General features: G+C 41.5%; 12 protein-coding genes. 2 read left to right on the forward strand and 10 right to left on the reverse strand.

From position 1 onward, the window contains the following. Window positions 1–26: 26 nt before the first annotated feature. The 7 genes from WMZ97_RS03315 to WMZ97_RS03345 all read right to left on the reverse strand — a co-directional run bounded on the left by WMZ97_RS03315 (window position 27) and on the right by WMZ97_RS03345 (window position 6,864). Complete coding sequence (locus WMZ97_RS03315; protein WP_343270637.1) at window positions 27–284, reverse strand: cory-CC-star protein; 258 nt, start codon at window positions 282–284, stop codon at window positions 27–29. Between the two features lie 82 nt (window positions 285–366). After that, complete coding sequence (locus WMZ97_RS03320) at window positions 367–2,106, reverse strand: carbon starvation CstA family protein (RefSeq protein WP_343270793.1); 1,740 nt, start codon at window positions 2,104–2,106, stop codon at window positions 367–369. A 146-nt stretch (window positions 2,107–2,252) separates the two neighbouring features. After that, window positions 2,253–3,674, reverse strand: a complete 1,422-nt coding sequence (locus WMZ97_RS03325; protein WP_343270638.1) for a hypothetical protein — start codon at window positions 3,672–3,674, stop codon at window positions 2,253–2,255. A gap of 1,205 nt (window positions 3,675–4,879) precedes the next feature. Beyond that, the gene (locus tag WMZ97_RS03330; RefSeq protein WP_343270799.1) at window positions 4,880–5,020 is read right to left on the reverse strand and encodes a hypothetical protein; all 141 of its coding nucleotides are present in this window, start codon (window positions 5,018–5,020) and stop codon (window positions 4,880–4,882) included. Between the two features lie 35 nt (window positions 5,021–5,055). After that, window positions 5,056–5,379, reverse strand: coding sequence for a hypothetical protein (locus WMZ97_RS03335; RefSeq protein ID WP_343270639.1), 324 nt, complete (start codon window positions 5,377–5,379; stop codon window positions 5,056–5,058). Between the two features lie 27 nt (window positions 5,380–5,406). Then, a complete protein-coding gene (locus tag WMZ97_RS03340) occupies window positions 5,407–5,862 on the reverse strand; it encodes a DUF6884 domain-containing protein (RefSeq protein WP_343270640.1) in 456 nt (151 codons plus the stop codon). Between the two features lie 21 nt (window positions 5,863–5,883). Beyond that, window positions 5,884–6,864: a DUF2628 domain-containing protein gene (locus WMZ97_RS03345; RefSeq protein WP_343270641.1), complete on the reverse strand. Its 981-nt coding sequence runs from the start codon at window positions 6,862–6,864 to the stop codon at window positions 5,884–5,886. A 265-nt stretch (window positions 6,865–7,129) separates the two neighbouring features. Here WMZ97_RS03345 and WMZ97_RS03350 point away from each other — a divergent pair, with 265 nt between their 5' ends. Further along, window positions 7,130–7,663, forward strand: a complete 534-nt coding sequence (locus WMZ97_RS03350; RefSeq protein WP_343270794.1) for a YceI family protein — start codon at window positions 7,130–7,132, stop codon at window positions 7,661–7,663. Between the two features lie 169 nt (window positions 7,664–7,832). Then, window positions 7,833–9,779, forward strand: a complete 1,947-nt coding sequence (locus WMZ97_RS03355; RefSeq protein ID WP_343270642.1) for an aconitate hydratase — start codon at window positions 7,833–7,835, stop codon at window positions 9,777–9,779. Between the two features lie 308 nt (window positions 9,780–10,087). Here WMZ97_RS03355 and WMZ97_RS03360 read toward each other — a convergent pair whose 3' ends face one another. The 3 genes from WMZ97_RS03360 to WMZ97_RS03370 form a co-directional block, all read right to left on the reverse strand. Next, complete coding sequence (locus WMZ97_RS03360; RefSeq protein ID WP_343270643.1) at window positions 10,088–11,206, reverse strand: tetratricopeptide repeat protein; 1,119 nt, start codon at window positions 11,204–11,206, stop codon at window positions 10,088–10,090. Window positions 11,207–11,361: 155 nt separating this feature from the next. Next, window positions 11,362–12,213, reverse strand: coding sequence for a VanW family protein (locus WMZ97_RS03365; RefSeq protein ID WP_343270644.1), 852 nt, complete (start codon window positions 12,211–12,213; stop codon window positions 11,362–11,364). 101 nt (window positions 12,214–12,314) lie between these two features. Further along, window positions 12,315–12,566 carry a hypothetical protein gene (locus tag WMZ97_RS03370; protein ID WP_343270645.1) on the reverse strand — a complete coding sequence of 84 codons (252 nt, stop codon included), beginning with the start codon at window positions 12,564–12,566 and terminating at the stop codon, window positions 12,315–12,317. Window positions 12,567–12,607: the final 41 nt, after the last annotated feature.

A 12,607-nucleotide genomic window follows, 5' to 3' on the forward strand; every position in this document is an offset into this window, starting at 1 on the left:
AGACTCCTTAAATTCGACATATTCATTTAACAACAACGAATTCCGCTCATTGGGGATTTCTCCATGCCCATCCGCAAATGCCAATCGTGAAATTTTTCTATCATGTAGGGATACAGCTCCAGTGTATAATAATAGACCGGATTCGGAATGCCGATCATCTCGGAATAAAGCAATAGTAGAAATAAATCATCCTCATTCCGCAGTTCCCGGGCAATTTCCTGGCGATGCGGCATACTGAGCACCTCTTCGTAAAATACAGCTAGTCGTTTTAACTGTTCAAACACAATTTCATACCCCTTCTTTCTTCTTATCGGAAAAGGACCAGTTATTACATGGCCCTTTCCCGTTCCAATCATGCTTCTTATTTTATTTTGAAGTAGGATTTAAAGGTTCATTCTTTTTGCCTGTCAGGGTTGCAAATGCTGTCAACGTGATCCAAATAGCAAAAACAAAGATAATTGCACCGAAAACAAATAATAATGTATTTGATTCAGACCCAAACCAAGACCACTGGAAGACGACTTGTTGGAACATTGCATATAGTGTCATAAACATCACAAAGATCATCGGAATCAGTGTGATAGCATAATTTCTACCTTGACGTTTGAGCCAAATCGAAATCAGTAACAAACTTATCCCGGCTAACAACTGATTGGATGTTCCGAATAAAGGCCATAATAGGTAACCTCCAGATCCGAATCCTTTTGGTCCGTGCGGCAGTAACACTAAAGCTGCACTGGAAACGACAGCGACTGTTGTTGCAACGTGAGCCTTGGTCAGGGCGGGCATTTTGTATTCGGCACCAAGCTCGGCAATAATATAGCGCATCAGCCGAACCGACGTATCCAAGGTTGTGGCAGCAAAACTTACCACGATGATGGAGACAATTGTTGTGGAGACATCCGATGGAATCATCAAGCCATTGGCAAGCTTACTTGCACCCTCAACAAATACGTTCAGACCAATTTCGTTGGCTTTCGTAAAACTTGTATACGTTGCTAAAAACTCACTTTTGTTGGCGAAAAAAGTAACAACCGCAATAATCGATACTAATGCCAGTATCCCTTCCCCAACTGCACCAAAATAACCCACAAACCGGGCATGCGGTTCCTTACTTAATTGTTTCGATGATGTTCCGGATGAAACAAGCCCATGAAAACCGGAAATTGCTCCACAAGCAATTGTAATGAATAACAATGGGAACCAGGACACATCCGACGTTGCATTGGTTGCCGGTGCTGTTACGGTTGGGTGGGTGAAAAGAAGTCCTAAATAAAGGATGGCGAGTCCCACAACCAGTTGGTGCGAATTAATAAAATCCCGCGGCTGAAGCAACTTCCAGACTGGCAAGGTGGAAGCAATATACACGTAAATCATTAAAATAATAATCCAAACAAAAAACGCTGTAGAAACTGCTCCCATGCCAAACAATCCTGTTCCACTTTCGCCGCCCATATACTGCACGAGATCAATTTGCAAAAAATCAACCTTACTTGCCACGATTGCTGCAAAATACATAACAGCAAGTGCAATTAACGATGGAACAAGCATTTTTTGTTTTCGTTTATACACAGCATAGCCAATCCACACCGCCAATGGAATTTGAATAAAAATCGGCAGTACACTTGCCGGGAATGAAATAAACAAGTTAGCAATAACCCAAGCAAATACAGCATTAATCATTAACACAAGGATAAGAATAATAAATAAAAATAAGATCTTCGCGCGCTGGCCAATCAACTTATTAGCAAGTGTCCCAATGGATTGTCCTTTGTTACGAACAGACAAGACCAGCGTCCCAAAGTCGTGGACACCGGCAGCAAACACCGTTCCTAAAATCACCCATAGAAATGCCGGTACCCACCCCCAATAAACAGCAATTGCCGGACCAAGTATCGGCGCTGCACCAGCAACAGATGTAAAATGATGCCCCCAGAGGACAAACTTATTTGTCGGAACGTAATCAACCCCATCTTCATACTTGTGCGCAGGTGTGACATAGTCCGGGTCAAGCCGAAAAATCTTTTCTGCCACAAACTTTGAATAATACCGATAGCCTAAAGCAAATACAACCATTCCAATGACCGCAACCAGGATTCCATTCATCTTTTTCACCAACCTCCTTGGATGAACAATTAAAAAAGAGCCTATTCTACTAATATGTAAGCAAACTGAATTTTAGTAGTTGACTCTATGTTAATTAACTATTTTTTAGAGAGACAAGGCGACAAGGCCCCCTTGTCTCGACAAGATTACAAAATAAGCACAGCTATGATGGTCGAAATGATCAATCCTAGAATAACCGGCAGGAAGTTTTTACGAACCAGCTCCATGACGGAAACACCACAAAAACCAGCAATGGCAATGAGTGAGGACCAAGCGACAATGGTTCCACCACCAGTCCAGATGGCACCCATTTGCCCAATGGCTGCGAGTGTTCCAGTATCTAGCCCGCTTTGATGCAATGATGCAGCAAGTGCACCTGTTAACGGTAAGCCAGAAAATCCCGAACCATCTAATCCAGTAATGATCCCGATAATCAACACACTGAATGCCGTCAACCATGCACTGTGCGGTAAAAATTCCTGGGATGATTCCACGAGGTCAAATAAGAATGACGGCGCATTTTCCTCTATTCCTAAAATACTCCCGGAAAAGTCGGCACTGCCAAGGAAGAAGAAACCGGCAATTGGAATAACTGGGCCCATAGCTTTAAAGGCAAAGACAAAGCCATCGGTTATATGATTACTAATATAATCCAGTGCATGCTGCCGGCCAAAGGCAACCGTTGCTAAAAGCAAAAGGATGACGGCAACGCCACCAATGAATGCCGCTCCATCTCCCCCTTCCAGGCCGCTCATCCTTCCAGAAGAAAGCTTCACATAAATCATATAAATGACAACACAAATTAATGCTGTTGGAACCAGAACGGCAAATAATTTACTCCAGACTGATAAATGAACAGCACGAGGTTTATTGACAGAATTCGTATCGATTTGTAATGCGTTCAACTCTTTGTCAATCCATTCGCTGTCTTTGTTACGGAACTTTTTCCGATGAAACAAGTAGACAACAGCTAAAGCAACCCCACCAGTAATCAGTGATAATACCAATGCCTGATCAGCAACGGTACCGGCTTCGATTCCTGCTGATTTTGCGGATAACCCCGGTGCTACCTGCACAATGTAATCGGAAGACAGCGCCATTCCCTGGCCCGCTATGGCGATCGCAACTGCAGCCGTAATGGCTGGCAACCCCGCACGGATGGCTGCAGGAACAAGTAGAGCACAAATTAATGGTACAGCTGGTGTTGGCCAGAAAAACAGGGAAATGACATAGGTGATCACCACCAGAACAAAGAAAGATACATGCCCATTAATCATCATCTTCTGAATTGGTTGCACCATCCGCCGATCTGCACCAAGATCATGTAACGAATGTAATAGCGCGATCATAAATGTAATGATCAGGAAAATGCTGAACAATTCTTTTGCAGCAACCAGATTTGCATTAAATATTGCTGTAAAACCATCAATGATACTTCCGTTATATACTGCGGCAATGATAAATGTTCCCAGTAGCGTTGGAAGTACTACACCACGTTTACATATCATCGTCAAAATAATAAGCAACGTGAATATCCCGTATAACCAGTGTGCCATTGTTAACTCCATGGAAACCTTCCTTTCTTTCCTCGCATGTGCTATAGCCTATGCACCCCGCTATACGCAGGTGAAAGAAAGTGAGGTAGGTCGATGTTTCCTCGAATGCGGTTGATGTTGCTGTTCAAGGGTCGATGTTTCCTCAGAATCGGTTGATGCTGCCGTTCAAGGGTCGATGTTTTCCCGGATTCGGTTGATGCTCTCGTTCATGGGTCGATATTTCCTTAGATTCAGTTGATGTTGCCATTCATGGGTCGATATTTCCTTAGATTCGGTTGATGTTGCCATTCATGGGTCGATATTTCCTTAAATTCGGTTGATGTTGCCATTCATGGGTCGATATTTCCATGGTATGAGTAAAATGTTTACGGGAAGGAAGATAGGGGCTGGAATATTCTGATAGTGGGATTCCGCTAGCGGAATCCCACTATCAGAGAAACCAAAGTCTTTATTTCCCTTGCATTATACAACAAAGGAACTCTCACCTTTGATACAATAGATTTTCACAACTGCAATCTTAATGAATCGCTCATGAAGTAGCATATGAATCATCCGATATGCTGCCACGCCTTTACATGGGGTGATGAACTTGGTAGCCTGTATGAGAAGGGAAACAGTATTTGCCCTAGTTTCCCCTTTCACAACGAACCATGCCCACAGAGGCTCCATGTCAAGGCATTAAAAGGGATTCTGTGTATGGAAAGGGCGAGCTTCAAAATTAAGCTTTACAGTTGAAGCAGATATCCATTTCATACGCTGAGCGGCCCGAATACACGTAGACTCTTGTGGGAACCGTGGCCAGAGTGAGACCCTGGAGTGCGTCACAAGCAAGGATAGAAGGCTAAGTGCGCGACGTCCTGTCGCAACGCCTTCATGACCAACATCGTGTTGGCCCGAGGCTCACGGGTCACCCACGGAAAGCGGAGTGTATTCGGGCCGCGGTCAAGATTATAGCAGTCTATACAAAGGTTGAGAGAAACTTACCAAAAACTTGACTCACTTCGGTTCAGGACTAACCTGGACTGGGTATGAAGAAAAACGAATAAGCAAAAGAAAACCAGTCGCCTAACCCCTGCTCGTCTTACAAATTTACCATTACACCAGTTAACGGCGGTTTCACGACTTTTATCGGCAATTCACTTTTCCATTCGCGACCCGTCCTGCCAACCGATTCACGAGCGTGACAAAATTGATTGTCCCAATAAAAAAACGACCAATTAAGCTTGGTCGCTTTTCTCCTGATCTTTCGCGCATGTGTTACATAGCAGTGTTCCATTTATTTGTTCGCCATCAAAAAAACCGTTTTCACAATAAACATTTTTACCGCACGATTGACATTGTCCAATTAGTTCTCGCACACTCATTCCCCCAGGATGATATTTTCCAAGATACACTATTTCGACGTTTGGTTAACAGGTAAAATGCCATTGGTTATCCGGGATACAATAATATTAAAAATGACAACACCAAAACCTATCATAATAATGGCAACAATAAACTCGATAATAATGCTGATCATTTCATTGGGGACTACATCCGTCAAGGTACGACTGCTCAAATATAAGAAAGTTCCACCAATCGCGCACATGATGATAAACGTTATGACAACTTTAAAAGTTTGTATGACGGTCAGTCTGCGCCACACAGTCCGGTGCTTCCATGCCGCATAGACAGTATAAATGATTAAAATAAGCAGCATCATTGCGGTACGACTCATACGTATTCATTCTCCTTACCTTTTAAACTAGTGAATAGCTTTACCTTCTATTACTGCTTGCTTTAACACCTGTTGCATATAGCCAATCCCCCTATATTTCAATAGTGGAAATACTGCCGGAAATGACTCACCAAAACTGGCATAAACTACCTTTTTATACTTTTTCCCTGTTAATACAATTAATTCGTCATACTGATCAAGCTCTTTTTCTCTGACTTGTTCTCGCAAGCGTTCCATAGTTATAATTTCATTACTTTTTTGATTAAAGGTAACGTCATATGGACCGTCAACTATATCATCTGCAAATAAAAATCCATGCTTTGCCGATAAGATTACATAATTATCAGTAAAGGTGCGCGCATAGCGGCGACATAAGGTATGGAACGTTCCAATGTATGCCTTGCTTGCAGAAACTGCACCGGTGTCTGGATATTTATCCCAAACTTTTTTTATCCCGCATGGAATAATACTTAGTTGTTTCATCACAACCCCTCAATTCCTCTGTTACCACATATATCCAGGATCATCCTGTTCAAAGGAATCACCACCTTGAAGTCCTCCATGAAAGACATAGTCAAGAAAGCTATTCATTTCCGCGGCAGTCAATTCCTCGTCATCCACGAAAATCCGTTCAACAGTAAAAATATCTTCATCATTTGCGGTAACAAATTCAATCTCAATATCATGTTGACTGTTATCAATCTGTTTCTCTCCTGTATACCTTACCACCGACGTATCAGAATCATTTGTTACTTCTTTCCAGGACCCATCGTCAAACACATCCATGAATAACTCTTCAACCGTTTCATCAGGGTGCTCATCAAACGCGCTGTTCTGGATTGCTCCTACCGCATCGAAATTCATGGGAATGAAAGCTGTCGGAATCACATAAACAATAGCGAGAATCCCAACTGCCCATAAACAGCCAAGGAAACTGGCACCTCCTTGTCGTTTCAGTTCCATCTGTTTTACTTCGTCTGGCAGCCCTTTACTTTGAATCAATGAAACTTTTTTCCTGACATGTTTCTGATAAAAGTAGTTTCCATAAAAGCCTAAAACTACCATTAAGCCAAGATTAATTCCGCGATCAATTGGATCATAAAATTCATCCGCCGAATATTGATAACCAACCAGATATAATACGAAATCAATTCCTAAAAAAATAAGTGCAATAAAAAATACTTCACGGTACATTTTTCGGTAACCAAGCCAAAAAATGCCTAAAAAGAAAGCTGCCCAATTTCGGGAGAATGTGTTATTCTTTGTGCGCATTTGCCCCCATTTCTTGAAATAAAAATCATAGTTATTCCCAACAAAATCTTGTTCATCCTTATCAACCTTGCTCACGTTCTCATTATCAGGCCCGCCTGATGTAGGTTCTGTTGTCATTTGCGTTGCCGAAACAGGTTCAACTTTTACGTGTCCACAATTCGCGCAAAAATTTGCATCGTTGTCTATCTCTGCCCCGCAGTTCGTACAATACACGAAAACGACCCCTCCCTTTATTTTTCCATCCAACTACCATTTTCGTTTACATTATTTTCATTATAGCATTTTCCAGTGCTTTTTTGTGATAACTGGCATCGTTTTGTTTATGGTCAGGCCATGTCGGGAATACAAGAAGATAAAGTAAGTATTACGTACCATTAAAAGTGGGATTAATCGATTGACAATCCAAATTTATCATTTTATACTTAGTAATGAAAAGTAACCAAAATACAAAATAACACTTACTTAGGAGGTATGTATGATGGCAAAAACAAAATGGATAGTTGATCCTGTTCACAGTTCGTTGGAATTCGTCGTAAAACATATGATGATCTCAAAAGCCAAAGGTGTTTTTAACGATTTCAAAGCAAATATTACAGCAGACCCGGAAGATTTAACCGATTCAGAAATTGAATTTATTATCGATGTCAATAGTATTGATACACGGAAATCTGATCGTGATGATCACCTGCGCTCTGCAGATTTCTTTGATACAGAAAATCATCCTGAAATGACGTTTCGGGCTACCAGCATCACCAAAAAGTCTGAAGATCAGTATGATGTTACTGGTGACTTAACCATTCGGGGCACAACAAAACCGGTAACCGTTGCCGTAGAATTTGAAGGACAACACAAGGATCCAATGAGCGGTGATACTGTTGCGGGATTTAGCGGGAGCACAGAAATCAACCGCAGAGACTTTGGTTTAACATGGAATGCTGCCCTTGAAACTGGCGGTGTACTAGTTGGTGACAAGGTCAAAATTAATATCGAAATTGAAGCACATAAAGAATAATTTCATCAAAAATGAGCAGAGAATTTAATTTCCTGCTCATTTTTGATGAATAAAGCGGTTGAATTCTTCTTAATTCCTTTTCCTGTGTCCCTATGCATTTGTTTAAATACGTGCAATTTGAGGAATAGCCATAAAACAAAGCAATTTAATTCAAAGGAGGATACATACCGTGGGGTTAAATGTTGCACAGAAACTTATTAAAGATCATTTAGTATCTGGTGCACTTACAAAAGGCGAAGAAATTGGGTTAAAAATTGATCAAACACTAACACAGGATGCCACAGGTACAATGGTGATGCTGGAACTGGAAGCAATGGGGCTGGACTATGCAAAAACGCAAATATCGGCTCAATATGTAGACCATAACCTAATTCAAGTAGACAATAAAAATCCGGATGATCACTTGTTTTTGGAAAGTGCTGCACAGCGCTTTGGGATTCATTACAGCCGTCCAGGAAATGGAGTTAGTCACCCTGTTCACATGCAACGTTTGGCTAAACCTGGAAAAACATTACTAGGGGCAGATAGTCATACGTGTGCAAATGGCGCTATGGGAATGCTGGCCATTGGTGCTGGGGGTATCGATGTTGCCATGGCAATAGCTGGAGAAGCCATTTATATTAAGATGCCGGAAATTTTCGGTGTCGAACTTACTGGTGAGCTCCCTGATTGGGTCAGTGCAAAAGACGTCATCCTGGAGATGCTGCGTCGGTACGATGTAAAAGGTGGTGTTGGTAAAATCTTTGAATACTATGGACCCGGATTACAGCACCTCTCCGCCATGGATCGGCATGTGATTGCGAATATGGGCGCCGAGCTTGGAGCGACCGCAACTGTATTTCCGTCAGATGAAGCGATCAAAAACTTCCTTAAGCAGCAAAATCGAGAAGTTGACTGGGTCGAGCTATCTGCAGACTCTGATGCTATCTATGACTTACATGATACCATAAATCTTTCTGAATTGGAGCCAATGGTTGCAAAGCCCTCCAGTCCCGGAAACGTCGTCAAAGTCAGGGAACTGGAGGAAACACCAATCTATCAATCATATATTGGATCATCGGCAAACCCGGGATATCGTGATTTTGCCATCGCCGCTGAGATCGTGAAAGAAAGAAAAATTGCTCCTGGGATGTCATTTGACATTAATCCAACCTCCAGACAAATGCTGACAAATCTAGTAAAAGAGCTTCATATTGCCAGCTTGCTGCAAGCTGGGGCACGTTTGCATCAAGCTGGCTGCAATGGCTGCATTGGCATGGGACAGGCACCTGCATCAGGACATAATAGTTTACGAACCACACCAAGAAATTTCCCCGGACGGTCGGGAACGAAAGAAGATAGTGTCTATCTGGCAAGTCCGGAAACAACAGCAGCATCCGCACTTACCGGAAGAATTACAGATCCTAGAACACTGGATTTTGACTACCCAAAAGTAAACGAACCAACGACCGCTTCGGTGGATGACCGCTTGATGGCGAACCCGCTCCCTTATAACGAAGCACAGCGGGTTTCTTTAGTGAAGGGTCCTAATATTGTTTCCATTCCCGAAATGGATGCATTACCTGATCAGCTGGACCTTCCCATTTTATTACATGTTGGAGACAACATTTCAACGGATGAAATACTTGCTGGAGGTGCACGAGTTCTTCCATTTCGTAGTAATCTGCCGGAAATTAGTAAATTTACGTATGAACAAATCGATCCAACCTATTATGAGCGCAGTATGGTTGCAAAAGAAAAAGGCGGACACGCTATCATCGGCGGTTATAATTATGGCCAAGGGTCAAGTCGCGAACATGCGGCACTTGCCCCCAGATACCTGGGACTCCGCGTTGTCATTGCAAAGGACTATGCCCGTATCCACTGGCAAAACCTCATTAACTTTGGGATACTGCCATTAACGTTTACAAATGAAGAAGATTATCAACAGCTCGCCCAGGAGAATGTACTTGAACTACGAAACTTACGCAGCACGATTCAACAACAGCAGGAATTTCATGTATCTGTGAAAGGAAAAGATAAACCGATTAAGGTAAGGCATTCATTATCCGAGCGACAGGTGGACCTGGTGTTGCAAGGCGGTTTGATAAACTGGATTCGAATGAAACAAAGTTGATGCGTTTTATCCGCCTTAACGGGAAGCAAGACCCTACTGAATGAACTTTCGCTTTATTGCAAACAGAAAAACTGGTATCCGAATATGGATGCCAGCTTTTTATTTACAAGTGCTAGTGCAGAATGGTTGCATCGACCCAGAGTTTTTGCATATCAACCTATTTTCGTAAACTTCAACCACATACGTATAATTATCGACCTTATTATGCCAGCATCAGCTAAAAATGTGAAAACATCAACCTAAATGTACGTACATCAACCGATAATAATCAATCATCGACCTAATCAGTTATCCACATGTACCAGATCTTAACCATTGATCATTTTTACATATTTCTCTTCAAAAAAACGCTTTTTCTTGTTGTTGTTTGTTGCATCGAAAAATGCAATGACATCTGCATATGCGTTTTCCAGCAGCTCCCGATCCTTTGTTTTTTCCAGCTGCTCAATCGCACGCTCATAGTTCATACCAGCTCGATGTTTATCCTCCTTTTCCTTATGCTCTAAGCAATACGCATACTGCATGTACACCATTCCCAACTTCCGGGAAGACTTCTCGAAAGATTTTTTATACATGTCGATTGCCTGTTCATAATATGGAACGGCTTCATCCAGTTGTGCGTTATTAAAGTAATAAAAGGCCATTTCAATTAACGCTTCCGCATGTACAAGACTTCCCTCGAGCTTTGATCCTGCAATCAATGGCATTGCTTCTTGCAAGTATCGGAAGGCTTCTTCCTCCTCATTTTTGCTGCCATAAATTTTTGCCAAACTTACCAGGCTATTGATTTTCATCTCAACATGTTCATCGGCTAACTCCACAGCTTTTTCCAAATATTCAATTGCCTGCTCATGCTCATCTTTGGTTGAATAAAGCATGCCGATTTTAAAATGTAAATATAACATCATATACTGATCACGGATATCATCATCCTGAAAATAGGTCAACCCTTGTTTATAATATTTAATCGCCCGGGTGAATTTCTCTAATTTCTCCTCTGATTCGCCTAACACTAAGTACCCTCGAGCAAGTTTAATCCGATCCGGTTCTGCCTCCTCCATTCGTTTCACTGCATCAGAAAGAATTCGCCTGGCAAGTTTATAATCACTCATAAAGGCGAGCTCCCCAAATACGACCAATTCACTGCCGGTTAAATCATCCGCTTTTGCATATAAGCCTTCCATAATTGCTGTCGCTTGTTTATACTCGCCGATTTGAGCATGACTAACTGCTTCAATCAGCAATAATAACTTGACAAGCTGGTTGTCGTCCCGATATTTTTCCCGATATTGGGCTGATTTAGATAATACATTCGGAAAATGATTCCGTTTAATTTCCTCTAGCAATACAAGTAAATCGGCTTGATTTGTCTGATTTTTCACCTGTTCAAATTGCTCTTCCAAATTTAAAATATCTATATTTGCCAATAACAACATCTCCTATATCTAACATAATAACCCTTCTAATCATATTTTAACGAAAAAAGGATGATGTTGCTGTAAATTCACCGTTATTGTCATCAAATAATCATTAATTGGTATGAAAGAAAGAAGATAATCCCGTTTTATGTATGAAGCTAATACTACTGGTTTGGAGTATCAGCTGAATAAACGTTGATCATCATGTTTCCATGACTCGCCTTAGCCCGAATTAAGATCGGCTGATGTGCTTTGTTTGTAAACACAAAATCCGGCCCATACCAGCTAACCGTCGCATCCCGGCCTGGCGGAACGTATGGAACACTGCGACTGTGCGAGTAACGTTCGACAATTTCTATCCCAGCAAGATCAACTGCATTGTATAATGTGGATGATACCTGACAGATTCCTCCACCAATATCCTCCGCTAATTCTCCTTTTACGATAACCGGCGCCCGCATATATCCTTTTTCCTTCGTCCGCTTTCCGACCACTTTATTAAAAGAGAATGTCTCATTGGGAAACAATACATAATTATTGATCGCTTCTGCCGCCAATTGAATATTGTTTGAACGTTCCTTATTACTTTGCCGAAACCGGGTCGAATAACTTCCAATTTTCTTTTCACGTATTGTCGCGAGTAGTTCACTATCCACTCGTGGATGAACAGGCCTTTTCAATACCTTTACCTTCGTGGGCTTTCCTTCATAAACAAACGATTGAAACTGCTCAAGAAATTTATCCTTATCAAGTGCATAACCCGGGCGCTCTGCAATAATTTGACCTTGGTCATCGATTTGTGCATCTACGGGTTTTTGATACACCTTCTCCTCCAGATTATCCACGAGCAGTTCCAGTTTCTTCTTATCAATGAATGGACCATCCATAAATGGAATCGTAAAATGGTCCCGTGTAACAGTTGTCAAAACTTTATCATGATCGGTTATTGCCAATTCATTTGGTATTGCTGCCATTGGTACCATTACTAACAGAAATGATAACGTTAAAGACTTCATGTGTCTCAACCTCCTGTATATAGTATTGGACAAAGCAGCAATTTCATGAAAAAAATACACCGGGTATTGGATCCGATGTATGTGAAGCAATCAACAAACTATTAAAAGACATAAAAAGCAAAGACGATTAAGGAACCGATAATCGTGACACTGTATATGACAATCTGTAGAGGAATATTTGATTTCAACGAGCTTGTTTCATAATCATGCGATCGCTTCAACTGGGCTTCTACACTATCGCCTTCTTCCTCATACTTTTTCATTTTCTTTTCTTCCTGTTTAAATGCCAACATAGTTCCTAATAATGCAGCAAGACACAATACAACCAGAAACACAATAAGCCCAATACTCATGCCAATCTCCCCTTATATTATTGGTTTTTAAACTTGAGCAA

Source organism: Lentibacillus songyuanensis (assembly GCF_039548255.1).
Lineage (GTDB): Bacteria > Bacillota > Bacilli > Bacillales > Amphibacillaceae > Lentibacillus_C > Lentibacillus_C songyuanensis.

What these genes read in the sequence shown, in the direction of transcription:
- WMZ97_RS03335 (WP_343270639.1), bottom strand. Translation starts at nt 5,379, where the DNA reads ATGAGTCGTACCGCAATGATGCTGCTTATTTTAATCATTTATACTGTC.
- WMZ97_RS03325 (WP_343270638.1), bottom strand. Translation starts at nt 3,674, where the DNA reads ATGGAGTTAACAATGGCACACTGGTTATACGGGATATTCACGTTGCTT.
- WMZ97_RS03365 (WP_343270644.1), bottom strand. Translation starts at nt 12,213, where the DNA reads ATGAAGTCTTTAACGTTATCATTTCTGTTAGTAATGGTACCAATGGCA.
- WMZ97_RS03350 (WP_343270794.1), top strand. Translation starts at nt 7,130, where the DNA reads ATGGCAAAAACAAAATGGATAGTTGATCCTGTTCACAGTTCGTTGGAA.
- WMZ97_RS03340 (WP_343270640.1), bottom strand. Translation starts at nt 5,862, where the DNA reads ATGAAACAACTAAGTATTATTCCATGCGGGATAAAAAAAGTTTGGGAT.
- WMZ97_RS03320 (WP_343270793.1), bottom strand. Translation starts at nt 2,106, where the DNA reads ATGAATGGAATCCTGGTTGCGGTCATTGGAATGGTTGTATTTGCTTTA.
- WMZ97_RS03370 (WP_343270645.1), bottom strand. Translation starts at nt 12,566, where the DNA reads ATGAGTATTGGGCTTATTGTGTTTCTGGTTGTATTGTGTCTTGCTGCA.